This window comes from Neobacillus sp. BF23-41 (assembly GCF_041106275.1).
In genome coordinates this window covers 61,722-87,002 of sequence record NZ_JBGBPR010000019.1, presented here as the reverse complement: position 1 = coordinate 87,002, position 25,281 = coordinate 61,722, and the positions used below count along the sequence as shown (strand labels likewise).

Below are 25,281 nucleotides of genomic sequence, written 5' to 3'. Positions count from 1 at the left end.
TTCTTAGCTAAAGAGTCATATCCCAATTTCCCTTCTTGATACTCTTTGACTAACATTAACTTAAATTGTTCACTATAATTAGCCATAAAAATGCACCCCAAAGTTAAGATTTTACTCTAACTTTTGGGGTGCATTACATTGCCCCACTGCTTTTTCCTAATCCTATTTAAGATAGTTTATTAACTAACTCGTTCTTCAACATTATTTTTGATTGAATCTCGTTTATGAAATCCTTTTGCATAATAAACTGCAACCAAGAATACTAGGAATAATGGTCCAATTACTAATGCAATCCTCGTATCAGGATTATAAGCCATTAACCCAATGACAAAAGCTAAGAAGGCTAATGAAATATATGAAGTAAATGGGAAAAGTGGCATCTTATATTTTAAAGCTTTCGTCTCAGTCGACTTTAAGGTCTTACGATAGCGAATTTGCGATAAAAGAATGACTCCCCACGTCCAGATCGCACCAAAGGTCGCAATACTAGTAACCCATGTAAAAACTTTTGCAGGAACAATATAATTTAAGACGACGCCAATCAATAACGCACCGGCAGAAGCAACTACTGCAATCCCTGGAACACCACTTTTTGTAACCTTCGCGAAATTCTGTGGTGCCTCACCATGCTGAGCAAGGTTAAATAACATCCTTGCCGTACTAAAAATCCCACTGTTACAGGACGAAAGTGCTGCTGTTAGTACGACAAAGTTAATAATACCTGCTGCTCCCGGTATCCCGATTTGTTCAAAGGTTAGTACAAATGGGCTTCCTTTTGTACCAATTTCCTCCCATGGATAGATAGACATAATAACAAATAAAGCACCCACGTAAAAAATTAGAATACGCCAGAAAACAGAATCGATTGCTCTTGCAAGAGATTTTTCAGGATTTTTAACCTCACCTGCAGTTACCCCAATCATTTCAATCCCTAAATAGGCAAACATAACCATTTGTAAAGATAATAATACGCCTTTAATCCCATTAGGGAATAACCCGCCATGATCCCATAAATTCTTAATTCCAGTAGCAATACCACCGTTGCCAATACCAAAGAAAATCATTCCTATACCAATGGCAATCATCGCAATAATCGTAACAATTTTAATTAGCGCAAACCAAAATTCTAATTCACCATACGCTTTTACCGCAAGGAAATTGACAGTCGCCATAACCACCAGTGCGGTGAGTGCCCAAATCCACCGTGGAACATCCGGATACCAATACTCCATGTAAATTCCTACAGCTGTAATCTCTGCCATACAGGTAACGACCCATAAAAACCAGTAATTCCAGCCTGTTATGTATCCAGCAAGTGGCCCTAAATAATCCCGTGCATATTTACTAAAAGAACCTGCAACCGGTTTCTGAATCGCCATTTCTCCCAGTGCCCGCATGATAAAAAACATAATCAGTCCTGCAACTGCGTATCCAACTAAAATACCTGGTCCGGCCATCTTAATGGCTGTTGCAGAACCAAGAAACAATCCCACCCCGATGGCTGCCCCTAAAGACATCAAGGTGATATGCCTTTCTTCTAACCCACGATGAAGCTCTTTCCCATGATTGCTTTTACTCATATAAATCCCCCTTTATGAATAAACTTCAAAATTTCTCTCATCCCATGAAATAATTTCGTCACTTTATTAATATATCAATGTTTACCTTAACTTTTAAGCCTTTTATTAATAATTCCTCCTTTTTTCCTAATGGTAACGCTTTCAAAAGAGTAATTATTAAAATTTTTACTCTTTTTGGATTACTTGAAATAATTTTAACATTATTTCATATTATTTATTTTGTTAAAATACATGAAATTATTTTATATTTTTTGTAAAATTAAACAAAGGCATTTTATGAACTGAACAAGACTACCATATGTCATTATATATTAATCCGGGGGTAATCATTTTGAATACTAGACTACATGATCCATTTAAGACTGCCTTTGATAGCTTAGATGAATTTGCCGACCTTATTAGTCAGGTACTAATGTGCCCTATTACAATTGAGGATGCAAACCACCGTCTACTTGCCTATAGTACACATGATGAACGTACAGATCCAGCAAGAATTTCTACCATCATAGGCCGGAGAGTACCGGAAAAAGTCATTAATCAATTATGGAAAGAAGGAACGATTCCTGCTTTACTTAAGACCCAAGAGCCCATCCGTGTGAAAAACATGAATGATATAGGGCTTAACCATAGAGTCGCAATCTCAATTTGGAAGCAAGATGAAGTGATCGGATTTATTTGGGCGATAGAAATTGATAAATCATTAACGGCTGATGATTTCACCCTTTTAAAAAAAGCAGCAGATTCAGCAAAAAATAAACTATTACAGCTTCAGACGAGAAAGAACAAAAAAGAAGAACGTTCACAAGAATTCTTTTGGAAACTATTAACAGGTCATTTGAAAACAAAAGAGGAAATTTCCGAACACTTCCATTCATTACAACTAACACCGCCGACCTCTTATGCGGTTCTTGTGTTTCAGTTCCAAGAGAATATCACGAACAAAGTAGAGCAATCCATCTCATATCTTTTGAAAACAAATCAACGGATAAAAATTACTCTTTATACAATAGACTGCAATCAACTAATTCTATTGGTATCAGTTACTAATATTGAAAACCCCTTCAATGAACTTGATCAATTTGCGAAATTCTTTGTCCTGCAAATGAGTGAAAGATATGGAATAAAGGAGATCAATCCAGGCTATAGCAGTATTAAAGAGGATTATCAAAAAACAAACAAAGCATATAAGGAAACATTGGCGGTTTTATCAATTAAAGAAAAATTCCCAATTGAAACTAAGGACATTTTTAATTATCAAAAGCTTGGAATATATCAAATTTTTGATCTTATTTTAGAAAAAAGACAAACCGAAGAATATGAAAATTATTCCTTAAAACTGCTTCATGAATATGACCAAAAACACAACAGCAATTTAATTGAAACTTTAGAGGTTTTCTTAAATAAAGATAACAACATTAATGATGCAGCCAAGGAATTAAATGTCCATGCTAACACATTAAATTATCGACTTAAACGAATCACCGAAATTGGTGATGTAAATTTCAAGGATCCCAACCAAAAAATGATCCTCTACCTAGATTTAAAACTGGAAAAATATCAGGGGATTTGAACTTTTTGTGAAAATCCCCAAAAAGAATGAAAATCTTTCTCTTTTCTAAACAAAGAAATTCTCTGGCAAACATTCTATACTTTAGCCATAGCAAAACACTTTAATGTAACTAGGGGAGGAAATAAGATTATGTTTATAGGTGTACCTAAAGAAATTAAAAATAATGAAAATCGTGTAGCACTAACTCCAGCAGGTGTTGTTTCATTCCTAAATGCCGGCCACACTGTGTTAATGGAAAAGGACGCTGGAATTGGAAGCGGTTTCACTAATGACGATTATGCTAAAGCTGGTGCTGAGATTATAGATAGCGCTGAACAGGTATGGACAAAAGCAGATATGATTATGAAAGTGAAAGAGCCTCTTTCAAGTGAATATAAGTACTTCCGCCAAGGTTTAATTTTATTTACTTACTTACACCTTGCAGCTGAGCCAGAGTTAGCAAAAGCTCTTAAAGAAAAAGGTGTTATCGCAGTTGCTTATGAAACAGTTTCTGTAAACAGGACTCTTCCACTGCTTACACCAATGAGTGAAGTAGCTGGACGCATGGCTGCTCAAATTGGCGCACAGTTCTTACAAAAAAATAATGGTGGTCTTGGAATTCTCCTTGCTGGTGTCCCAGGAGTTAACCGTGGAAAAGTTACCATTGTTGGTGGTGGGATTGTTGGAACCAATGCAGCTAAAATGGCCATCGGTTTAGGTGCTGACGTAACAATTATTGATCTAAGTGCTGACCGTCTTCGTCAGTTAGACGACATTTTTGGAAATCAAATCAAAACATTAATGTCTAATCCTCTCAATATTGCTGAAGCAGTGGCAGAAGCTGACCTTCTGATTGGAGCAGTATTAATCCCTGGTGCAAAGGCTCCTAAGCTGGTTACAGAAGAAATGGTTAAATCGATGAAGCCTGGTTCAGTAATTGTCGATGTTGCGATTGACCAAGGTGGAATTGTTGAAACAATCGACCATGTGACAACACATGACAATCCAACCTTTATCAAACATGGGGTTGTACACTATTCTGTTGCAAATATGCCTGGTGCAGTTCCAAGAACTTCAACAATAGCACTAACCAATGTTACAGTTCCATATGCATTGCAAATCGCAAATAAAGGGGTTTTCAAAGCCATTTCTGAAAATGCTGCATTATACCTCGGCGTTAACGTTGCCAACGGAGAAATCACTTATGAAGCAGTAGCAAAAGATCTAGGGTTTGACTATGTAACAGTTGAAAAAGCATTAGAAAAAGAACTAGCTACGATTTAATTGTTGTTATTCCCCTCAAGGAACTCTTGAGGGGATTTTTGATTAAAGGGGATGGTTTACATGAATCAATTGAGTTACCGCGATACATGGGCTGAAATTTCACTAGACCATATTAAAAATAATTTTCTACAGTTTAGGCAGTTTGTTCACCCACATGCAAAAATCATGGCAGTGGTTAAAGCAGATGGATACGGACATGGGGCCATTGAAATTGCAAAAACAGCGATTGAAGCTGGTGCAGATTATTTAGCAGTTGCTCTTGTAGATGAGGCCATCATACTTAGACTGTCTGGGATCACACAACCCATTCTCGTACTCGGGTATACTCCGACACGTTCAATTCGGGCTGCCATTTTAGAGAATATCACGCTAACAGTCTTTGACCATGAAGTATTGGATGAAGTCATTGTCCAAGCGGATAGCTTAAGCAAAACTGCTTCTATTCATTTGAAAATTGATACCGGTATGTCCAGGATTGGCGTTACTTCCAGTGATGATGCACTAATTCTTGCTAAGAAGGCCATGAAAGCAACAAATGTTTGTCTTGAAGGGGTATTTACTCATTTTGCTAATGCAGATAGTGAAAACAGTGACCTTACATATGCACAGTTTAATAAATTTCAATCAATAGTAGAATATTTGGAAAATAACTGTATTTATATACCCATAAAACATTGCTGCAACAGTGCTGCAACAATGAAATTCCCAGAAATGCATCTGGACATGGTTCGAATTGGAGTTTCCTTGTATGGGTTATATCCAGATGCTTCGTTAACAAACCACTCCATCCAGCTAAAGCAGGCCATGACCTTCAAAACGAAAATTGCAGCAATCAAAAAAGTAGCAGCTTCACAAGCAATCAGCTACGGGTGGACTTGGAAGCCGGAAAGAGTAAGTCTTATCGCTACCCTTCCGCTTGGATATGCTGACGGACTTTCCCGTCTCCTATCAAACCGTGGGAAGGTTTTAATCCATGGACAAAAATCTGCTATTGCAGGAAGGGTGTGCATGGATCAAACGATGATCGATATTACGGATATACAAAATTGTTCTGTTGGTGATGTAGTCACCATATTTGGAGAAAGCTGCTCTTCTTTTCAGTCCGTAGACGAAATTGCCCATTTAATGGGCACCATCAATTATGAGGTTGTTTGTTTAATTGGGAAAAGAGTCCCCCGAGTGTATGACAACTACAATGAACTATTCAAACCTGCAAAGAATGTACAAAGTAATTTATTATTTTAATAACAAAGGCAGCTATTTCGACTAGCTGCCTTTGTTTTGTAGCACTGTGTTTATCTCTCCAATTACATTAGGTCTGCCAATTGAATAATATTCAACTGGATATTTTTTTATAGATTCTAATTGAAAGCAATTTCTCCCGTCAAAGATAACGGGTTCTTTCATTAACTCATGGAAGAGATTTAATGGGACATTTTTAATTTCATCCCACTCAGTTACAATAAACGTGAGGTCAGCATTCATAAGAGCTTGCTCGACCGTATCTGCATAAGAAATTAGCTTTCCTAAAACCTTTTTCACATTTGGAATAGAGACGGGATCATAGGCAATAACTATCGCCCCTTCTTGAACTAGACGCTTGGCTAACTTAATCGAAACGGCTTCCCTGATATCGTCTGTATTAGGTTTAAATGAAAGGCCCAGTAATGCAACTTTTTTCCCACGTAAACTTTGAAATCGGTTCAGGGCCTTTTCCACTAGTTTAAGTTCCTGTCTTTTATTAACTTCAATAACCTCCTCAATGAGGTTAAAAGCTTCTCCCGCATCATTACCCATTTGAACTAGTGCGTGGGTATCTTTCGGCAGGCATGAGCCGCCAAAACCTACTCCAGCCTTAAGAAATGATGATCCGATCCTTGAATCCATCCCCATTCCAAATGATACGTCTTCAATATTTCCGCCAACATGTTCACAAATACTTGCGAGTGCATTTACGTAACTAATTTTTAAAGCTAAGAATGAATTTGATGCTACTTTTATTAATTCAGCACTATTCATATCCGTTTTAAAAATGGGAATACCAAACGGCTGATATAATTCTTCCAACGAATGGAGGGCTTCCTCACTATCAGATCCAATAATTATCCGATCCCCATGAAAAGTATCATAAATTGCCGACCCTTGGCTGATAAATTCAGGATTGGAAACGATTTGAAATTTAAGACTTGTTTGCATTTCGGATTGAATCCAATTTTTAATTTTTGCATTGGTTCCCACAGGTACCGTACTTTTTGTAACGACAATGACGTTATTTCGCTTTATTGACCTGCCAATTTCTTTAGAAATCTGTTCAATATATTGTAAATCAAGGGAGCCATTTTCATTTTGAGGAGTTCCTACAGTTATCATGATGATTTCAGCCGATTTAAAGCCAATAGCAGGGCTAGTTGTAAACCGTAACCGCCCCTCCTCCATATTTTTCAACATCAGTGCATTTAATCCTGGCTCATAAATTGGAGGATTCCCATTGTTTAATGTACTTACTTTATGATGGTCCTGGTCTACGCAAATCACATCATGGCCGATGTCTGCTAAACAAACCCCTGTAACTAGTCCAACGTATCCTGTTCCAGCAATGGCTATTTTTTTCAATGAAGATTTTCCTTTCCATATTGAGTATTTCTTATTTATTACTACTCAGTTCATTTCTCCATCCATTTATATAAAATTATTTCATGATAAACTGGATCAAAAAGCCCGTTGGAATGAAAAGTTGCTATCTTTTTGATTTTCCCATCTATTGAAATACCTTGTGACCTAAATCCTTGAATCACTTTATCTGTAAGTAGGACGGTCCTGCCTTGGAAATATTTCGCATCATACCGAAAATATTGATAAGTTTCTATCCTTTTGTGTGTATATGGAACCTCTAAATACTGTAACACCCTCGTTTCTTCCCATGTGTAGAGTATAACAGGTTCATTCATTTTCTCAATAAATGCATTCATTTTATAAACAGCTGGAGGTTCTTTAGCTTCCGTCGCTAATAGGGTTACATTGTGATTTACCTGATGGCCAAGGACGAAAATGCTGAGTCCCACTACTAGAAAAGGGATTCTTTCTGAAAAAAGACGAATACAAAGGAAAAATATCATTAAGACTGCAAGCGGGAGCGCATGTCTTGCTTTTTCTACATTTTGAGCCAATAGTGCCCAACCAAAATAACTGCTAAACAATATAAAAAGAAGGTTCATAAATGGCCATCTTTTTTTTGTTTTTTTGAACGCCCTAACAAATATATAAATGAGAAGGAAAATATAAATGAAAGCACTAAGCACAGATTCAGTTGCAATCCCTGTCCATAGGATGTTCTTTGAGGAAAAAATGATAAATCTATCAAAAAAACCAATATCAGCTGCCTCTACCGTTCCTCCCCAATCATTGAAATGACCGCTGGTAAACGCTAAAGAAAGCTTAATAAAACCGATGATACTCCCCTCAGAAATGATAAGACCAATTACCCATATTGCTTGAAAGATGACTCCCGAGATCAAGTAATATATGATCTCTTTCATTTTTAATCCATCTTTTTTTACTTTCCAATAAAATAGAAAGATTATACCGATTGCAAAGGGCAAGTAGGAAAGGCGAATTCCTAGCATAAGACTCAAAAAAACTAATGGTATTAAGATCGCTCTTGAATTTTTTTTATTTAAAGCAAAAAGAAGGCTCCATAAATACCACCAAAATGCTGCCAGTGCCGCTCCTTCTGACATCGGCTGATTAACCATAATAACACTGTAGCTTGCTGAATAAATAAGTGCTGTAGATAAACTAGCAAATGATCTCTGTATGAATCTCCTGGACAACTTATAAATGGGAAAAACAGAACTAGCATAACAAAAGACATTAAAAATCGTTAATGCTTTTGATGGGTCCATCACAAACAGATGAATGAATTTCCCTCCTAAAATAAAAAAGGGATATCCAGGGAAGTGCGGCTGCATAGCCATTAAATCATAGCGCTTCACTGCCAGTGCAAAATCTACCTGATCCCACGAGGAGGTATATGGATTAATAAAATACAGTTGAGATATAAAAACAATAATTATAGCTGCAACACTTATCACTAATAAAAAGGGATCTTTTAAATTACTTTTGAACAATATATATCCACCACCTGATCTAGAGAAAAAGTACAAGGCATCGGCCTTGTACTTTAAATGTTCAAAAATTCATTTCACTTGTGTCTCAAGAATTTTAGTTGTCTTTGAATTCGTTTTATTCGTTTGCTTGCTTCCTGCAGGTTTGGAAGAGGTAAGCAATAAAATTGCGACAAAGTATCCGATATAAGCCAATATTTCTTCAATAGAAGGCATGGAAGAATAGCCGAACAGCGCCTTTAGAAATATTCCAATATCCCCTGATAAAAGCGGAGCCGAACCAGTATCACGAAGGTAATGTGTGTAATCAATCGGATGCTCTGGCAGGAACCATGTTAGATCATATACATGTGGAAGAACACTGCCAATGATGTTAAGGTCCTGCATCATCGAAATCGCTTGAACTAGTAGTCCAGCAGAGATAAGAATAATAAAAGCACCGGTTATCTTGAAGAAGCTGCTCAACGGAATCCTCATCGTTCCTTTAAAGAACACATAAGAGACAATGGCGGCTATGGCCACTCCAGTAATTGCACCCCATCCTTGCATTGCAGCACCGATGTCTCCCCCTGTAATGGCAGCAAAAAAGAACACAGTTTCAACACCTTCACGAAGGACCACAAGAAAGGAGTGGATAACCATCCCCACTACATTACCAGTAGAAATAAACTTATTCATTTTTCCTTCCATGTTTCCTTTTAGATCACGGCTGTGACTAGCCATCCAGAATACCATTTGGGTTAATAATACGGTCGAAACTAGCATAATGCCTATTTTCAAGTACATTTCGCTTCCCATTGCGGCGAATCCAGTAAAGACAATTTGAAATAAGAGAGCTACCCCGACACTAGCTAAAACTGCAAGACCTGCTCCTAACCAAACATATTTCGTGTACTGCTTATGGTCCACTTTTTTAAGATAAGTAGTTATGATGCCAACAATCAACAAAGCTTCTAATACTTCACGGAATGTAATTAATAGAGCTTGAATCTCCACAGCCGTTTCCCCTCCCGATGGTGTTGTTTCAGTTTCTATTTTCTTCTTCTGCGGATAACAACTATCAGTACAGCTATTATTAATCCTGCGATTAATACGAGTGGTATCCAGTTTCGGATATTCGAAATATCCGTCCAGTCCTTTTTAGCAGTCCCAGCTTCTGTAGCACTTTCAGAAAAATGCCCAACTTCAAGGCTTTTTAAATTGAATTCAGTTTTTAATGAGTTTAGAATCTCGTCTTTATTTTCCTTAAATGCGTCTAAATTCGCCTCTTTTTTCCCTACACCAAACAATCCGGGATTACCCAATGCTTCAAGGGCCTGATCAAAATCCGTTCTGATTTTCTTATCATTCTCAGGTTTTTCAGCTTCCACTCTAGGAGACAACGCATCGTATGTAGCAAAGGCTTTAGCTAGGAGTCTTTTCGTTGTGTCATATTCAGCAAAGTCCTTTTCAATACTCTCTAAACGCCTCGCAATATTTAAAACCAGTAGTTTTTCCATATTGTCAATGGTAGCTTCCTTGTCCTTATCTTTAAGGTTACTCAGAATTAGCTTAGCAGGCTCTTGGCCCATATGCATATCAATCTCTTCTTTAACAGTTTCAAAGTTTTTTTTGGCAGAATTGTAATTGGGAGGATTCTCATCAAGCTTCACTACCATTTCTTTGTACACCTCAGCAACCTTCTCCTCATTCGGATCACCATAGGAATAGGCAAAAGCACTACTTAAAGGAATGCTGTAAAAAATAAATGCGAAAGTAAAAAATAATCCAAAAAATTTTTTCATTAAGAATTTCCCTCCTACATGGATAATGATAATGATTATCATCCTCGCTGTCAATGCAAGGATTTAGAATGTCACATATTTATCATATTTATCTTACTTATTAATCTCCCTTGCTTTAAACAGGTGTAATTCCCTGTCTCTTGCACCAGATGTTGTCCTATTATGGATCACCTTTTTCACTGGCCTCCTCATTTCTTTTAAAATGGCAGGTAAGACCGATGTCATATAACTACGAAACTTGATAAATGATTCCCCTGCTTTACGGACCTGATATCGAATTGGGACTTCTTTCATCCGAAAGCCTTTTCTAATGAGATTCAGCGTGACAACTTGTGCATAATTGTAATCATGAACAATTTCAGCTTCTTCCATAGCTTGTTTAGAAAAAGCTCTCATCCCAGACTGTCCATCATAAATCCATTTTCTTAGTAAAAGAGCTTGCAGAAACGTAAAACAATAATTCCCGATTCTCCTGTTCCACTGCATTCCTTCAATAGTTCCAAGGAAACGGGAACCCATTACATAATCAGCTGTTCCCATTAAGATGGGTTTGACAATATCAGGAATCTGATCTGCAGGGTATTCATTATCAGCATCAATCATGACACCAATATCTGCTCCATTTAAAACACAAAGCTCCAGCCCTTTGCGAACAGCAGCACCTAATCCAAGGTTTTTAGCAAAGGTATGGACATAATCTGCCCCTGCTTTCCAGGACTGCTCGACCGTTCGATCATTAGAGCCATCATTTATCACTAAAACCTCTACCTTCACCTTTGGATCGAAATCTCTTGGTATTTTTTGAATGACTTGGGCAATCGACTCTTCCTCATTGAAAGCTGGAAGAAAGACAATTACTTTTTGCTGCTCCATTGATTAAACATCCTTCCTTACTGCCTCTATTAATACTGGTCCACGGCTGTGACTAGGATATGGTGCCCCCAACAAATAGGAAATCGTTGAAGCGAGGGAAACCAAGCTATGCTTTTCCTCCACACTTTTTCCTATTTCAATAGACGGACCATACATAAAGAACGGTACGAATCTTTCACCTTCATCGAGGTGGCCATGTCCACCAATCCCATCAGCTTGACCATGGTCAGCACAAACAATAAACGTGTAATTTTCAAGCTTACCTTTCTCTTTTAACCACTCAAAATATTCTTTAACTAAGGCGTCAGCCTCTTCGATTTTTTGAATATATTCGTTATATAATACACCTCGGCTATGTCCAGTTTGGTCTGTACTTATTAATTGCACAATTTGCAAATCAGGATCCTGTTCTTCCATGATATTTTTCGCTCGATCAATGATTTTACGATCGACAACATTGTTGTGCATTACGGCTGTGAATGTCTCTACATCCTTTCCAAAGGAATCAACGAGATGGGCTACCGCTAATAATGAACCCTTTTTCCCTACTTTTCTTAATGTGTCAAATACGCTCTCTACTTTAATACCCTGCTTCCAAACCATATTCGACTTGATTCCATGTTCAAATGGGTATGTCCCTGAAAACATCGATGAAAAACAAACGACAGTTCTTGCTGGGTATACGGTTTCCATTCTAGTATAGTCTGTTCCATTTTTTCTCAAATAGTCGAGAAAGGGAGTGTTCGCTTCTTCAAAACGCTCTTTCCTCATTCCGTCAATGACCATAACAATAACTTTCTTATTAATGGCATCTGTCCGCTCATCAACATTAGAAGTAAAGGTAGGGATAATCTTCGGCTTCCAATCGAACAGATTTTTATGAAGAATCCAAGAAAACAATAGAATTCCTAAATAGAAGAATACGATGACTCCAATTTCACTTCCCGACCAGGTTTGCTTCTCAATAGTCAAATTCCAAAGTGATAATAACAAAAGAAACTTTGGCAGTTGTTCTTGGGCATTTCCACTTGTTGAATCACTATTTTTTAAAACGAGCTTCCAGAACCGGGTAAAATTCAGCCATGAGGTGCCGATCCGCAAATGATAATAAAATGTGCCCCAAAAAAATACTGTAAAGAAGAAATATAAACCAATACCAGTAAAAAGCAGACTAAGATTCACATGATCCCAAATGATAAGAAAGGCTGTAAATGGGATCCATAAATAATTTCTAAGAAATAATGGATAATCGTACAGGTAGTAAATAATTAATAGAGGTAAGATGGCTAATAACCCTAAGAATAGATCTAAACTGTAAGAAGGGGATCCCAACTTAGATAGGGAATAAATCAACATGGTACCGATTGTAAATATTGGAGTAAACGGCTTCCCTTCATTCAGAAGGTTCCAACACCTTGCCGCCACTTTTTCAAAAGAAGATGCTTTTTTCATTTTTGTCTTCCTCTCATTCTTAGAAACACTTTTATTTGTTTAAAATTTGATGCAGGAGAATGAATCAATAGCAGGAAACCAACGAAATAGGAAAAAAGAAACTTATAACTATGGCTAATAAGAGCAACCATATATCCTTCCTTTGTCGGAAACCCAAAACTTGTTAAAGCCGCGGTCATGACTGATTCGTATGTAGATATTCCCCCAGGTGTAATTTGAAATACCTGCCCACCGACAGTAATAGAATTGACCCAAATTGACTTATAAATAGAAAGACCATCACCTAACGAAGCTGTTACTCCCCACAAAACAGCGCCTTCCATAGCCCAGCTTAATCCAATTAAGAAAAAAATATAAACAAATTTCCAGCCCTTAAAGCTTGTTCTTAATAATAAGATATGCTTTTCCACAAAGAGTGGACAGTATTTAAAGACTATAAATCCTCCTATTAGAAAGCTTAAACCTAAAATAAGCAATACTCCTAATGACAAGTGAACGATAAACGCTTTGGAAAAAGCAATTAGTCCTATTATGGAAAATAACATTAGGAACAACATATCAAGCGATCTGAGCACAACTACAGAATGTGCAGAAATATCAGGACTTATATTTTTTTCCTTCCAGGACAACACCCCGACCCTAACCGCATCCCCAACCTTTATTGGAGTTATATGATTTACGAAAAGACTTAAGAGAATGCCTTGTAAACAGCTTATAAACTTGGCATTCTTTCCTAGATATAATCTCCACGCCTCAGCTCTGAGGATAAATGAAGATAGGTATCCCACGGTAACAACTATGATTATCAAAGGATTACCCAAGAAAAATTTTTTGGACCCATTTAAGAAGTTTTCAGCATGAAAATATCGCCAGGACAACAGGATAAAAATTCCTGCCAGAATGAATCCCATCACTTTAACCAAACGTTTAACTGATTTCCGAAACATGCTTTTTGGCCCATTCTATTGTTTTAGCAAGTCCCTCTGAAAAAGATATTGATGGGGAAAATCCAAGCTGTTGATGTGCCTTCGAAATATCCGCCCATGTGGAATTGACATCCCCTTGGCGAAAACCACCTTGTTTTACAGTTATATCAGGAAAATGCTGCTTTAAATACTCAACTAATTCCTCAATAAAAATTGGTTTACCAGACCCTATATTATAGGTACCGACCCTTTCAGTTTGGTTAAAAGCACAAATGATCCCTGTTATACAATCTTCTATATATGTATAGTCTCTAGCCGTTCTATTTCCAAACAATGTGATTTCCTGTTTATTCAGCAAATTTTTAATAAACCCTGTAATGGCCATATCTGGCCTGCCCCAGGGTCCATAAACGGTAAAAAAGCGAAGGATAGAAATTTTAAAATCAAATAATGAAGAATAGGCATGGCAAAAGGATTCAGCCCCAAATTTAGCTGCTGCATAAGGAGATACCACCTTTCCCATCGCCATCTCTTCTTGAAGCGGAACGTTCTTTTGTTCTCCGTAAACCGATGAGGAAGAAGCAAAAATAAAATGTTTTACGTTTGACTGACCCGCAAATCGCAGTGCATTAATGGTGGCTTTAATATCGTAGTCAACATACTCATTCGGGGCCGCTATTGAATGTGATACACCAGGAATGGCCGCTAGGTGTATTACCATTTCTGGCTTGTAGGAAAGAAAGATTTCCTTTACTTCCGCTTCGTCATTTAGAAGACTTTTTTGAAAGAAAGCGAACTCTCCTGCTCCACGTGCAAATTCTAGCTGTCGTTTTTTCCTAGCAACAGAATAGTAAGGATGCAGTTCATCGATGATTAAAACCTCATGGCCTTCCGTTAACAATTTCCTTGTAAGATGGGAGCCAATAAACCCTGCTCCGCCAGTAACAATTACTTTCAATGTATAACACCTCTATACCTAGTTGGTCATCACGACTTATTATGTACATTATTCTCTCATATCAGAGAAAAAAGGAAAAACCTTGCGTAAGTTAACAAGGTTTTTCCTCTGCATTATTTCGCTTTTTCTACGATTGTATTCAGAGTGGAAATTAACTCGTTCAATTGTGCTTCACCAGCAGCTTTATCTTTAGCTTTTGCTGTTTCAACATATTTCTGTGCTTTTTCAGTTAATGTCTTATAAGCATCTTCACCAAGAAGGGTTTTGATATCTTCACCGATGATATCGATAAATAACGCACCCTCTAAACCAGTGATAACGGCTTTATCTTCGCCAAATAATTCTTTACTCTCACCGTATTCATCAATAGCAATTTTCGCAAAACCACGGACGAACGCTTTGTTAACAGCTGCTGGGTCAACTGCTTTTACATCAGATTCAAGATTAAATTGCTTTTCAATGAAGGCAGTTTCATCAGCTGCATGCTTGCTTAAGTAACTGCTTAGAGATTGGTAAAATGCCCAGCCTTCTGCTTGCTCTACCTTAGCAAGTGCAGCGTCTTTCCCCGCTTCAGCTGCTGCCTTTGTTGCATATCCGTTTGGAAGTGCACCAGTTGCGAGATAGAAAGTCTTCATTAATGTTTTGTCAACCACTTGCTTACCTAAGTTAAAGCCCAGTTGATCATTATTTTTAACCGCTGTCTCGATTTCGCTGAATCCACCATCAATTACACTAACAAGGGTAGTACCATATGCAGCATCACGTTTTTCTACAGTTGTTTTAAGAATGGCATAATAATTTTTTGCTTCTTCTAGTTCTGCATTCACTTCTTCTGTGTTACCCCATTTTTCAGTTACTTCTGTAAAATCGTGTTTAATCGATGTATAAAATACCTTTTGCATTAATTTATCAAAGAGTTGTTTGACGACTACTTTATCCATTGATCCGTCTTTACCTGCAGATAGAGCAGTAGTGATTTTTTCGTCGATTGTGTCTTCAAATTCTGCGTCACGTTGTTGAACTAGCTCTTTAAAATTCTTATTATATAAATCTGTTACTTTATCAAAATCAACTTCTTTTCCTTCTTTAGCTTTTTCAAGTTCCGTAGTAGCTTCAGTAAATACATCAGCATACGCTACTTTTTCGTTTTCTTCTGTTTCTTTCTTCTCTGCTGATTTTTCTTTATTTTCTACTTTTGGTTTGCTAGCTGTTTCTTCCGCTTTCCCACAAGCTCCAAGAACTAATGAAAGGGCTGCCATAGCTGCTAGAAGTTTAAATTTGATCGACATTTTGTTTCCCCCGGTTTGTTTTTTTTATTTTGTTGATAATGATTATCATTCACATTTATGATTATAAAGAGAATGATTATCAATGTCAATGATATTTAAAATTTTGTAACAAAAAAGACACTATTTAAAAAATACTAAATAATAGAAAAGCTATCTTGCAATCACAAGATAGCCTTTATCTTCTATAAATTCTTACTAACTTTAATTATCTCCTCAAGATCGCTCCAATGTTTAATACGTGGTAAATCCAGATGCCGATTATAGGATTGATCCCTGAGAAAAATTTTAATTGATTCGTTTAATAATGTATTTAAAACCTCTGGTTTATCATCAAAATAATAATCGAGTTTTAACTTTTTAATGATTTCTACCTTTTCATGATCCTGCATTCCATAAAAAAACCTCTCCTCATGAACAGGAAAACCGTTTTCTATTAACCATTCTTTCGTTCTTTCCCCATGTTCTTTGGGTCTTGCGGTAATATAATAGATTTCATGCCCCTTCTTCTCTAGTTCTTGTAAAGTTTCAACAGCATCTGGAAAAGCAGGACATGACGTATAATAAATTTCTTCTAAAGAATTGCGCCACATTTCTTTCCCTTGTTCATCTGTTAATCCAAAGGGTCCATGTATCTCCACTCGTTTTAAGTTATGAAAAACTTCGATCGGAACATTTTGATTCAATCTTTGATTGTATATGTTAAAGGCATACTCGCGTAGATTTATTAATGTATCATCAATATCAAAACCAAATCTCATCACAAATTTTCCTCTTTTGAATAATTCGGATAGCCAATAAATTTATAGTCTTTTCCAATTTTAATGATCGATGTATCTACTAAATCGACCGCATCTGCCATTTTCTCAATTCCCGATCCTTCCAGGAAAGTAGGTGCATGCCTTCCACCAATTAATTTGGGTGCAAAATAAAGAATTACTTTATCAATACATTTATTTTCAAGAAAAGAAGCATTTATGGTGCCCCCACCTTCAATTAATACGGATGAGATAAGGTGCTCACCTAATATCTCCATGACTTCCTTAGGATCTACTTTTTCCACCCCATTGGTAGGAAAGACTTTCATCCCTAAGGACTTTAATGTTTTTTCCTTATCCTGATCATATTTCTGACACGTAAATATCCAAGTTTCAGCAAGGTTATCTGTTACAACTTTTGAATCTAAAGGGATCTTTAAAGTAGAATCCAAAATAATACGAATTGGATTTCTTCCATTCGGAATTCGCGCCGTCAGTTCCGGGTTATCTTTTATTACTGTATTAACCCCTACAAGAATGGCCATATTTTCATTTCTCAGAAGATGGACATCATGTCTGGATTGTTCCGAAGTAATCCATTTACTGTTTGATGCATAAGTGGCTATTTTCCCATCTAAAGTAATCCCTGATTTTAAGGTTACAAATGGTTTTTTCTCCACAATGAATTTATTGAATACTTCATTCATCTTTTGGGATTCCCCGTGATGAACCCCGATTATTACTTCAATTCCTGCGTCTTTTAGAATTTTTACTCCATTCCCTGACACAACAGGATTTGGATCAAGTGTGGCAATAACGACTGTTTTAATACCGGCTTCTACTATTGCAACAGCACATGGGCCTGTCCTGCCATAGTGGGAACATGGTTCTAATGTAACATAAATGGTTCCGCCTTTTGCTGCTTCGCCAGCCATACGGAGAGCGTGAATCTCAGCATGAGGCTCGCCAGCTTTTAAATGGGCTCCGATTCCCACTACTCGGTTATCATTCACAATCACAGCCCCTACTAGTGGATTTGGGTCTGTTTGGCCTTTCATTGCACTAGCATTTTTTAGAGCTAACTCCATATAGAATTCATGGTTAGTCATTTGGACAAGTCCCCTTATCTCCTATATGACCTGACTTATTTACTTTTGTCTGCAGATATTTTTCGTTATACTCTGATACATCTCCCCACAAAGGCTTTCTGCCTGCTACCTCTAAACCAGCATTTTTTAATGCTTCCAATTTTTTTGGATTGTTAGTCATAAGTGTGACAGGTTTAGAGCGTAATGCTTTAAGGACTTGAATAGCATCCCCATAGTTTCTAGAATCATCGACAAAACCAAGGCCTTCATTCGCCTCAACTGTGTCATAGCCGTTTTCTTGAAGTACATAGGCCATTGCCTTACTGAATAAGCCAATTCCTCTTCCTTCGTGGTTAGCTAGATAAAATAATGCCCCTGTTCCATGTTCGGAGATCATTTTCATTGATTGTTTTAATTGAAATCCACAGTCACATCGCTTGCTTCCAAATATATCTCCCGTATGGCAGATGGAATGCATTCTAATAATGACATCATCTTCATATTCAAAGTCACCATAAACTAAAACGCTTGATTGTTGAAACTCTGCTAAATTTGCAGAAGATAACTTATCAATAATTCTTTCAAAATCCTCTGTTACTTCATCACAATTTAGCCAACAGTACCATTTGAAGACAACTGTTTCTCCGTATAAATTAACGGGAAGCCGGATCGGCCCTACTAAATATATCGCACCTTTTTCTGTTTTTATTAATTGAATTTTGTCTTCTAAAACTGTAAGAACTTTAGAATTAAGAGCTTGTTTCATTTATTTATCCCCTTTTTAATAATAGTTTTAACTACATTAACAAATACATTCATGAAATGATTTCCTCTCTCCTTTTACGCGTAAATAAAAAGAGGCTATCTTGATAGTACAAGATAGCCTCAAGAAATTACAAATATTTACGATGGACTCCTTTACCATCATAAGAAAATAACATTTTTCTATCTTCAATCATCGATTCGATATGAACAGGTCTGCCCCAAAGCTGTTGGATATATGGAAGAACTTTTTCTAGATATTTAACGTCAAGTTCCACCCCTTCATACCAATGTTTTAGATATAGTTCCCCATTTTTTAAATAATCGCCATCATTGACAGTGATGTAAGGGAAACCTCCATTTACGCGCATATTTACAAGTTGATCACGAATCTGTTCCCATTGTTTATCAACAATTTTGTAGTCTCTTCCTTGTTTTTGGAAAAGATACATATCTTCTCGCATGACAAGGTCCTTATTTAAGTAATTGCGAAGAAAAGATATATCGGATTCTACTTCACGGACCTCAAACATTTTTTCCCGCCCTGATCCTGGAACCACGCCTCTTCGCTTCATCTCTTCCGTTGGATTGTTATAGCGTTCTTCAATATCCTCAAAAATCTTTATCCCCAGGTAATAAGGATTAATGCCCGTTTTTGATGGCTGTACAACTCCCGCATTCAATTTAGCAAACTCGATTGCCTCACCGCTCGTTAAATCCATTTCCCGTAAAATTCGTTGATGCCAATAGGAAGCCCAGCCTTCGTTCATTATTTTCGTTTCAAGCTGCGGCCAGAAGTAGAGCATTTCCTCCCGCATCATTGTTAAGATATCCCGCTGCCAATCCGCTAACTCTCTGCTATACGTTTCAATAAATAGCAACAGATCCTTTTCTGGCCTTGGAGGAAATTTCTTTTTTCGCGGTTGATTGGTCTCCTTTTTATCTTTTTCATCCAATCTCCACAGATCATCGTATGGAGTTGCTACTTGAAGCTCTAGGTCATCATCTTCCTCGTCGTCTCCAATGGACCAAGATAACTTAGGCCTCATAAGCGATGGATCTATATGTTCATCAATAGCCAATACCGCATCTAAAAAGGTTTCCACCTCTTTTTTACCATATTGAACTTCATATTGATGAATTCTTTCTGCTGTGGCAGCCATACTTTCGACCATATCACGTTTTGTATTTTGAAAACGAACATTATTTTTAAAGAAGTCACAGTGTGCTAAAACATGGGCAACAATTAGTTTATTTTGAATAAGTGTATTGGAATCAAGCAAAAAAGCATAGCATGGGTTTGAATTGATAACTAATTCATAAATTTTACTCAGCCCTAAATCATAATGAAGTTTCATTTTGTGGAATTGCTTGCCGAAGCTCCAATGTGAAAATCGAGTTGGCATACCATAAGCCCCAAATGTATAAATAATTTCGGCAGGACAGATTTCATAACGCATTGGATAAAAATCTAAACCAAACCCGGTTGCTATTTCAGTGATTTCACTGATCGCATATTCGAGTGAATTACGACCTTCCACATTCATTTGGCCATTCCCCCTTTTCCTCTTACCACAATGTATGAAGTAAAAAGGGGAATGATGAAACAAGATAGAAAAAACAATAGGCAAGTATTGCATTAATCAGGGATTTTTTTGGCTTCCTCAGCAAGTTTCAGGCCAACATATCGATTCCGTTTCCATTCCTTTTTAAAAATAGATAAGGGGGGATTTGTTTCGCCAACTAAATAACATATCTCAATTGTCATGGCAGGTCTGTGATAGGTTGTGATAAACCAATCCGTGAAACCGCCACCTACTGCGTCTTTTTCTGGCTTCGTTAATTTATAGCCAGTTATTTTCGATATCTGTTTAGCAACCAGTTTATCTCGTTTAAGATGCTTGCCATTTTTATAATTCCAAAAAATTTCTCTTCCCGCTGTATGATAAGCGACTGCAATCGAAGGGTTAATTTCTTTTATAAATTTCGTTAAGGAGAGTACTTCTTTCGATTCTAACGGTTTTTCTCCTTTATAAAATTTGTAGGAGGGTAATGCAGGATCTTGATTAAGACGATCCCACCCAGCTGGATATTGCCTATTTAAATCAATGCCCATTCCGTTTGCTTTCCATCGTTTGAAGTTATCGGATCCCTCATTCATATTCATCAAAAGTTTCTGATGTTTAGATGGAAAACTTTTAAGATTATTCTGTTGAATGGCCACTCCATCTGGATTTAACATTGGCACAAACCATAATGATACTTCATTAAGAATATGATTGGATTTAAATCCGAAAAGACCCTTCTCCTCATAGGAAGATGCATAAGACTCAAGCATTTTCATTAACATTAAGCTTGTCAGCCACTCTCGCCCATGATGCGAACCAATCAAAACGACATTTTTCTTCCCTTTTCCCAGCTTAATTGCCCAAATATCCCGACCAAAGTGTGTTGTTCCGATCGATTTGATTTTTACTTTTTCTTGATACTTTTTGTTAATTTTTGAAAGGTCATTTTCTAACATTTCATAAGAATATGGCTTATTGGTCTTAACAATTTTAGCGTTTGCAGCATTTTCCAGTTGAAGGGATAAAAAGAGCATAACGCAAATAATAATTTTACCCATATGACCTCCACCTTGTTCAAAATGAAAATAATTTATACAGGTAAATGTTGAAAACCGCGTAAACAATGGGTGTCCAACATTTTCTGTGAAAGTTATCGTCAAAATATCATACAATAATCTCAACTCCTAATAAGGAGGAGATAAAACAAATGAATAAAATGGATTACGATCGAGCGTTATATTATACACATCGATCTGAGTGGGATAATTTGCTGATTTTAATGGTACGAACAAAAGACCAATTTTTATCGAAAAGAATTGAACAATTCCTGCATGCCTACAATTTCGAACGTGATTACAGTGTAATTGAAACCAAACTATATAACCTTCTTCGCTACATTGACCATGCGAATGAAACCGTAGAGCCTAACCCTAATGAGATACCGATGTATAGTCTTTCCTAAAATGATAAGTGAATACAATTTCTGACTGAGAAACTTTTTACAACCGGACCAAAGAATTCCACCAAAAAAAACACAGCTTCCTGAAATGGAAGCTGTGTTTTTTTTTCTTTTCATATTGATGTTCTTAGATCGTATAAAGATTGGATTAAATTTCTTGAACCATTTTCATTTTATCGTCAACTAAAGCCATAAAATCATTTTCAATCGATTTTAGTTTTATCTTGCTTTCTTCTAAATTTTTACTATTGACTCCAAAATAGAATTTCACCTTAGGCTCCGTTCCTGATGGTCTTAAACAAACCCATGAACCATCCTCGAAAGTATATTTTAAAACATTCGATTTTGGTAAATCAATTTCTTCTTCTCCATTATTCTTTACACGGATGCTTGTTAAGTAATCTTCAGTCGTGAAGGTGGTCAAGTTTCCAAGACTCGTAATTGGCTCAGATCGGAAAGAAGCCAATAATTGTTGGATTGTCTCCGCCCCTTCCTTTCCTTTTAAGGTTAAGGAACGTAGGCCTTCTTGGTAATAACCATACTTTTCAAATACTTCCATCATTCCTTGATAAAGGGTTTTTCCTTGTTTCTTATAAAAAGCACACACTTCGGTTGCTAGTAGGGCCGCTTGGACCGCATCCTTATCCCTGGCAAAGTCACCAATTAAATAGCCATAGGATTCCTCATATCCAAATAGAAATTTCAAATTGCCAGTGGTCTCATATTCATTAATTTTTTCAGCGATAAATTTAAATCCGGTTAAGACATCAACTGTTTCTAAATCATAAGCTGTAGCAATTTTCCTGCCAATTTCTGATGTAACAATAGTTTTTAAAACAACTCCATTTTCCGGGAGTGTTCCTTTTTCCTTTTTCTGTGTGATAATGTAATCAAGTAACAAAGCACCTGTTTGGTTTCCTGTAAGAACAACATATTCTCCTTCAGGATTGCGCACAGCAATACCTAATCGATCTGCATCGGGATCTGTAGCAATGAGAAGATCCGCTCCTACTTCTTTTCCATCACGAATGGCCAATTCAAAGGCTGCATGCTCTTCAGGGTTAGGACTTTTTACAGTCGAGAATTCCGGATCTGGAAGTTCTTGTTCTTTAACGATTGTTACATTTTTATAGCCCAATGCAGATAAAGCAGCACGGACAGGCTTATTAGCAGTTCCATGTAAAGGGGTAAAGACGATTTTAATATCAGTTTCTTCAGCAAGGTTTGGATTCTCTGAAATAGTTCTTAATTTCTCAATATAAGCATTATCAATTTCAGCACCGATCGTTTTAATTAATCCGGCAGCTCTTAAGTTTTCTTCACTATCAACCTCAATTAGTAATTCATTCTCGATCTCATTTACCTTGGCAATAACCTTGTCTGCTCCATCTGGCGGAAGTTGGCCGCCATCTGAACCATATACCTTAAATCCGTTATATTCAGGCGGATTATGGCTTGCAGTGATGACAATTCCTGAAAAGGCATTTAAATATCTTAGCGCAAATGATAATTCAGGGGTAGGCCTTAATTCTTCAAATACATATGTTTGGATTCCTTTTGAGGCTAACGTTTTAGCGGCCTCCATTGCAAATTCCGGTGACTTATGACGGGAATCAAAAGCAATCACAACTCCGCGTTGTTTCGCTTCTATACCTTGGTTTTCTATGTATCCCGCTAAACCAGCTGAGGCTTTGCGTACAGTATAAAGGTTCATTCGGTTCGTACCGACACCGATTTCGCCTCTCATACCACCAGTTCCAAATTCTAAGTTCTTATAAAAAACCTCTTCTAGCTGCCCTTCATTCTTCTCTATTTCTGTTAATTGATTTCTTAATTCAGTATCTAATCCTTCAAACTCTAACCAACTTTTTGCTTTCTTCTTCCAATCCATAGGTGTCCCCTCCAGTTTCTGTCTACTCTATATTATTTCTAATTCCATGTTTGTTACTCCTTTAAAAATCTACTGAAATTAGCCGACAATTTTCGCAGTAATATATAATTGTTATTTTCTTTCCTTTTACTATATTACCTTAAAATTACTCATTACTAATAGAAAAAAATAAAAGTCTGCAATTTTGCAGACTTTTTTCTTCATTATACTAGCAACTCATTATCAGCATTAGAATAAATACTTAGCATGTTTACTCTGATACATTTTGCCTCTTCAAAGTGTTCATATTTAAATGGAAAAAATAATCCAAATTCCTGTAAGGTCTCAACATTCTTATTAAATAATAATGTATACTGAACATCAAGTTGAGAGGCCTCAAGAATAGAGATTAATGTTTGAATACTTGTCATTACCTGAAAGGCATCTTTTAATGTGTTGAAATCTTCAGATATATGCAAAACCTTTAACTGTTCAAATTGATTAATTTCCTCATCGGTATAGTAGAGAGGAAAAATATTCGAATAGATGTACCTCACCAGTTCATTAATTTCTTCTTCCTGACTTGGTGTGGAGGCAAAAACAATTTTCACTTTTAACCCACCTTTGCCATCGCTTATTTCTGTCTGATTGTATATCATAAGAATAACATAACAAAGCCTGTATTTACGGTGGTAATTATAACCTGAAGGAGAATTAAATGCTAAAAACAATGCGAGTGGGTGAATGGTTTCAACTAACGGTTCCTTTGGAATGGAATGGAAGAACCATTGCTGATATTTTTCGAAACGTATGGGGAGCCCCCAAAAAATTAACTCATTCTTTTAGAATGGAAAATAAGGTTTTACTAAATGGAGATCAGGCTAACTGGAATATCCCTCTTAGTCATGGATCGAAGCTGCAAGTTAAACTTTTTGAGGAAGAAGAATTACTAATCACACCAAACTATATAGATGTTAACATCCTTTATGAGGACGACCATGTATTGGTTCTTAACAAACCGCCATTTATGAATACCCATCCGAATGACCCAAACGCCGATCTATATACCCTTGTTAATGCGGTGCAATATTATTTGCAATCAAATGGGGAAATAAGAAACATTCGGCAGGTTCATCGATTAGATCGCGATACATCAGGTGCCATCCTTTTTGCTAAACATGCTTTAGCTGGTGCTATTTTGGACAATATGCTCGAAAAACGGGAAATTAAAAGAACCTACATTGCTTTGGTTCATGGGATAGTTAAACATAGAAGCGGAACAATTAAGGATCCAATCGGCCGTGACCGCCATCATGCAACAAAAAGAAGAGTTTCTCCAACAGGTCAAGAGGCACTTACTCATTACATGGTCTTAAAGGTAGACAAAGACAAACAACGATCCTATGTAAAATGTTGGCTCGATACTGGGAGAACCCATCAAATCAGAGTTCACTTAAGTCATCTCGGACATCCTTTAGTTGGAGATACTTTGTATGGCGGGAAAGCAATTATTAAAAGACAAGCACTCCATGCAGCAAAGCTTGAGTTGATTCACCCATTTACTCAGGATAAAATTGTATGTCATGCTCCATTTTTAGATCAACCTGCTATTTTTAAAGATATTGACATATATTCAATTTAGGTTATTGAACCACAAACCATTGAAAAAGCCTCCTGGTTTAGGAGGCTTTTTCAATGGTTATTTATCTGTTCTTCTAAAGGCTCTCAAAATGAAGCTTAGCAGCAAGACCAATACTGCAGAACCAATGATTGCAGGTACTATTGCAAAATCAGCCACATGCGGCCCCCAGTTACCTAAAATCGCTGTCCCAAGCCACGCCCCAACAAATCCAGCTATGATGTTACCAATGATGCCGCCCGGTATATCTCTTCCAACGATAAGGCCTGCTAACCATCCAATAATCCCACCAATAATTAATGCCCAAATGAAACTCATTTA

At 36.9% G+C, this 25,281-nt stretch carries 23 protein-coding genes; 5 read left to right on the top strand and 18 right to left on the bottom strand.

Features of this window, described 5'->3' with window-relative positions; all coding sequences use genetic code 11:
- Positions 1-179: 179 nt before the first annotated feature.
- Positions 180-1,580, bottom strand: coding sequence for an alanine permease AlaP (gene alaP / locus AB7942_RS22785; protein ID WP_369448624.1), 1,401 nt, complete (start codon positions 1,578-1,580; stop codon positions 180-182).
- A gap of 331 nt (positions 1,581-1,911) precedes the next feature.
- Between alaP and AB7942_RS22780 the strand changes: the two genes are divergently transcribed.
- The 3 genes from AB7942_RS22780 (at position 1,912) to alr (ending at position 5,658) form a co-directional block, all read left to right on the top strand.
- Positions 1,912-3,150, top strand: coding sequence for a helix-turn-helix domain-containing protein (locus tag AB7942_RS22780; RefSeq protein ID WP_369448623.1), 1,239 nt, complete (start codon positions 1,912-1,914; stop codon positions 3,148-3,150).
- A gap of 129 nt (positions 3,151-3,279) precedes the next feature.
- The gene (gene ald / locus AB7942_RS22775) at positions 3,280-4,413 is read left to right on the top strand and encodes an alanine dehydrogenase (protein WP_369448622.1); all 1,134 of its coding nucleotides are present in this window, start codon (positions 3,280-3,282) and stop codon (positions 4,411-4,413) included.
- 60 nt (positions 4,414-4,473) lie between these two features.
- A complete protein-coding gene (gene alr, locus AB7942_RS22770; protein WP_369448621.1) occupies positions 4,474-5,658 on the top strand; it encodes an alanine racemase in 1,185 nt (394 codons plus the stop codon).
- A 21-nt stretch (positions 5,659-5,679) separates the two neighbouring features.
- Here the strand turns inward: alr and AB7942_RS22765 are convergent, their stop codons facing one another.
- The 14 genes from AB7942_RS22765 to AB7942_RS22700 all read right to left on the bottom strand — a co-directional run bounded on the left by AB7942_RS22765 (position 5,680) and on the right by AB7942_RS22700 (position 21,050).
- Positions 5,680-7,026, bottom strand: coding sequence for a UDP-glucose dehydrogenase family protein (locus AB7942_RS22765; protein ID WP_369448620.1), 1,347 nt, complete (start codon positions 7,024-7,026; stop codon positions 5,680-5,682).
- Between the two features lie 50 nt (positions 7,027-7,076).
- Positions 7,077-8,540 (bottom strand): glycosyltransferase family 39 protein, encoded by a 1,464-nt coding sequence (locus tag AB7942_RS22760; protein ID WP_369448619.1) that lies wholly within the window; start codon positions 8,538-8,540, stop codon positions 7,077-7,079.
- 69 nt (positions 8,541-8,609) lie between these two features.
- Positions 8,610-9,533 (bottom strand): FTR1 family iron permease, encoded by a 924-nt coding sequence (locus tag AB7942_RS22755; protein WP_369448618.1) that lies wholly within the window; start codon positions 9,531-9,533, stop codon positions 8,610-8,612.
- 35 nt (positions 9,534-9,568) lie between these two features.
- Complete coding sequence (locus AB7942_RS22750; RefSeq protein WP_369448617.1) at positions 9,569-10,321, bottom strand: hypothetical protein; 753 nt, start codon at positions 10,319-10,321, stop codon at positions 9,569-9,571.
- Positions 10,322-10,414: 93 nt separating this feature from the next.
- Positions 10,415-11,194, bottom strand: coding sequence for a glycosyltransferase family 2 protein (locus AB7942_RS22745; protein ID WP_369448616.1), 780 nt, complete (start codon positions 11,192-11,194; stop codon positions 10,415-10,417).
- A 3-nt stretch (positions 11,195-11,197) separates the two neighbouring features.
- Positions 11,198-12,646 carry an alkaline phosphatase family protein gene (locus AB7942_RS22740; protein ID WP_369448615.1) on the bottom strand — a complete coding sequence of 483 codons (1,449 nt, stop codon included), beginning with the start codon at positions 12,644-12,646 and terminating at the stop codon, positions 11,198-11,200.
- The gene (locus AB7942_RS22735; RefSeq protein WP_369448614.1) at positions 12,643-13,593 is read right to left on the bottom strand and encodes a lysylphosphatidylglycerol synthase transmembrane domain-containing protein; all 951 of its coding nucleotides are present in this window, start codon (positions 13,591-13,593) and stop codon (positions 12,643-12,645) included. The genes AB7942_RS22740 and AB7942_RS22735 overlap by 4 nt, the downstream gene beginning before the upstream one ends.
- Positions 13,574-14,530 (bottom strand): NAD-dependent epimerase/dehydratase family protein, encoded by a 957-nt coding sequence (locus AB7942_RS22730; RefSeq protein WP_369448613.1) that lies wholly within the window; start codon positions 14,528-14,530, stop codon positions 13,574-13,576. Before AB7942_RS22730 ends, AB7942_RS22735 begins: the two co-directional genes overlap by 20 nt.
- Before the next feature lie 113 nt (positions 14,531-14,643).
- Positions 14,644-15,819, bottom strand: a complete 1,176-nt coding sequence (locus AB7942_RS22725; RefSeq protein WP_369448612.1) for a hypothetical protein — start codon at positions 15,817-15,819, stop codon at positions 14,644-14,646.
- Between the two features lie 182 nt (positions 15,820-16,001).
- Positions 16,002-16,577 (bottom strand): 5' nucleotidase, NT5C type, encoded by a 576-nt coding sequence (locus tag AB7942_RS22720; RefSeq protein ID WP_088085940.1) that lies wholly within the window; start codon positions 16,575-16,577, stop codon positions 16,002-16,004.
- Positions 16,577-17,683 carry a bifunctional diaminohydroxyphosphoribosylaminopyrimidine deaminase/5-amino-6-(5-phosphoribosylamino)uracil reductase RibD gene (gene ribD, locus AB7942_RS22715; RefSeq protein ID WP_369448611.1) on the bottom strand — a complete coding sequence of 369 codons (1,107 nt, stop codon included), beginning with the start codon at positions 17,681-17,683 and terminating at the stop codon, positions 16,577-16,579. The genes AB7942_RS22720 and ribD overlap by 1 nt, the downstream gene beginning before the upstream one ends.
- Positions 17,676-18,428, bottom strand: a complete 753-nt coding sequence (locus tag AB7942_RS22710; protein ID WP_369448610.1) for a GTP cyclohydrolase II — start codon at positions 18,426-18,428, stop codon at positions 17,676-17,678. The genes ribD and AB7942_RS22710 overlap by 8 nt, the downstream gene beginning before the upstream one ends.
- Before the next feature lie 127 nt (positions 18,429-18,555).
- A complete protein-coding gene (locus AB7942_RS22705; RefSeq protein ID WP_088085937.1) occupies positions 18,556-19,971 on the bottom strand; it encodes a SpoVR family protein in 1,416 nt (471 codons plus the stop codon).
- A 92-nt stretch (positions 19,972-20,063) separates the two neighbouring features.
- Entirely contained in the window at positions 20,064-21,050 is a 987-nt protein-coding gene (locus AB7942_RS22700) for a M14 family zinc carboxypeptidase (protein ID WP_369448609.1), read from the bottom strand.
- Positions 21,051-21,199: 149 nt separating this feature from the next.
- Between AB7942_RS22700 and AB7942_RS22695 the strand changes: the two genes are divergently transcribed.
- Positions 21,200-21,454 carry a YhdB family protein gene (locus AB7942_RS22695; RefSeq protein WP_369448608.1) on the top strand — a complete coding sequence of 85 codons (255 nt, stop codon included), beginning with the start codon at positions 21,200-21,202 and terminating at the stop codon, positions 21,452-21,454.
- Positions 21,455-21,599: 145 nt separating this feature from the next.
- On the opposite strand, the gene AB7942_RS22690 is transcribed toward AB7942_RS22695, so the two are convergent.
- Both AB7942_RS22690 and AB7942_RS22685 read right to left on the bottom strand, forming a co-directional pair.
- Entirely contained in the window at positions 21,600-23,342 is a 1,743-nt protein-coding gene (locus AB7942_RS22690; protein WP_369448607.1) for a phospho-sugar mutase, read from the bottom strand.
- Positions 23,343-23,545: 203 nt separating this feature from the next.
- Positions 23,546-23,932, bottom strand: a complete 387-nt coding sequence (locus AB7942_RS22685) for a YhcU family protein (protein ID WP_369448606.1) — start codon at positions 23,930-23,932, stop codon at positions 23,546-23,548.
- 107 nt (positions 23,933-24,039) lie between these two features.
- Between AB7942_RS22685 and AB7942_RS22680 the strand changes: the two genes are divergently transcribed.
- A complete protein-coding gene (locus AB7942_RS22680; RefSeq protein ID WP_369448605.1) occupies positions 24,040-24,963 on the top strand; it encodes an RluA family pseudouridine synthase in 924 nt (307 codons plus the stop codon).
- A 57-nt stretch (positions 24,964-25,020) separates the two neighbouring features.
- Here AB7942_RS22680 and AB7942_RS22675 read toward each other — a convergent pair whose 3' ends face one another.
- Positions 25,021-25,278 (bottom strand): GlsB/YeaQ/YmgE family stress response membrane protein, encoded by a 258-nt coding sequence (locus AB7942_RS22675; protein ID WP_214999964.1) that lies wholly within the window; start codon positions 25,276-25,278, stop codon positions 25,021-25,023.
- Positions 25,279-25,281: the final 3 nt, after the last annotated feature.

What these genes read in the sequence shown, in the direction of transcription:
- AB7942_RS22710 (WP_369448610.1), bottom strand. Translation starts at nt 18,428, where the DNA reads ATGAAACAAGCTCTTAATTCTAAAGTTCTTACAGTTTTAGAAGACAAA.
- alaP (WP_369448624.1), bottom strand. Translation starts at nt 1,580, where the DNA reads ATGAGTAAAAGCAATCATGGGAAAGAGCTTCATCGTGGGTTAGAAGAA.
- AB7942_RS22740 (WP_369448615.1), bottom strand. Translation starts at nt 12,646, where the DNA reads ATGAAAAAAGCATCTTCTTTTGAAAAAGTGGCGGCAAGGTGTTGGAAC.
- AB7942_RS22680 (WP_369448605.1), top strand. Translation starts at nt 24,040, where the DNA reads ATGCTAAAAACAATGCGAGTGGGTGAATGGTTTCAACTAACGGTTCCT.
- AB7942_RS22720 (WP_088085940.1), bottom strand. Translation starts at nt 16,577, where the DNA reads ATGAGATTTGGTTTTGATATTGATGATACATTAATAAATCTACGCGAG.
- AB7942_RS22675 (WP_214999964.1), bottom strand. Translation starts at nt 25,278, where the DNA reads ATGAGTTTCATTTGGGCATTAATTATTGGTGGGATTATTGGATGGTTA.
- AB7942_RS22745 (WP_369448616.1), bottom strand. Translation starts at nt 11,194, where the DNA reads ATGGAGCAGCAAAAAGTAATTGTCTTTCTTCCAGCTTTCAATGAGGAA.
- AB7942_RS22705 (WP_088085937.1), bottom strand. Translation starts at nt 19,971, where the DNA reads ATGAATGTGGAAGGTCGTAATTCACTCGAATATGCGATCAGTGAAATC.
- AB7942_RS22700 (WP_369448609.1), bottom strand. Translation starts at nt 21,050, where the DNA reads ATGGGTAAAATTATTATTTGCGTTATGCTCTTTTTATCCCTTCAACTG.
- ribD (WP_369448611.1), bottom strand. Translation starts at nt 17,683, where the DNA reads ATGACTAACCATGAATTCTATATGGAGTTAGCTCTAAAAAATGCTAGT.
- ald (WP_369448622.1), top strand. Translation starts at nt 3,280, where the DNA reads ATGTTTATAGGTGTACCTAAAGAAATTAAAAATAATGAAAATCGTGTA.
- AB7942_RS22725 (WP_369448612.1), bottom strand. Translation starts at nt 15,819, where the DNA reads ATGTCGATCAAATTTAAACTTCTAGCAGCTATGGCAGCCCTTTCATTA.
- AB7942_RS22690 (WP_369448607.1), bottom strand. Translation starts at nt 23,342, where the DNA reads ATGGATTGGAAGAAGAAAGCAAAAAGTTGGTTAGAGTTTGAAGGATTA.
- alr (WP_369448621.1), top strand. Translation starts at nt 4,474, where the DNA reads ATGAATCAATTGAGTTACCGCGATACATGGGCTGAAATTTCACTAGAC.
- AB7942_RS22750 (WP_369448617.1), bottom strand. Translation starts at nt 10,321, where the DNA reads ATGAAAAAATTTTTTGGATTATTTTTTACTTTCGCATTTATTTTTTAC.
- AB7942_RS22695 (WP_369448608.1), top strand. Translation starts at nt 21,200, where the DNA reads ATGAATAAAATGGATTACGATCGAGCGTTATATTATACACATCGATCT.
- AB7942_RS22735 (WP_369448614.1), bottom strand. Translation starts at nt 13,593, where the DNA reads ATGTTTCGGAAATCAGTTAAACGTTTGGTTAAAGTGATGGGATTCATT.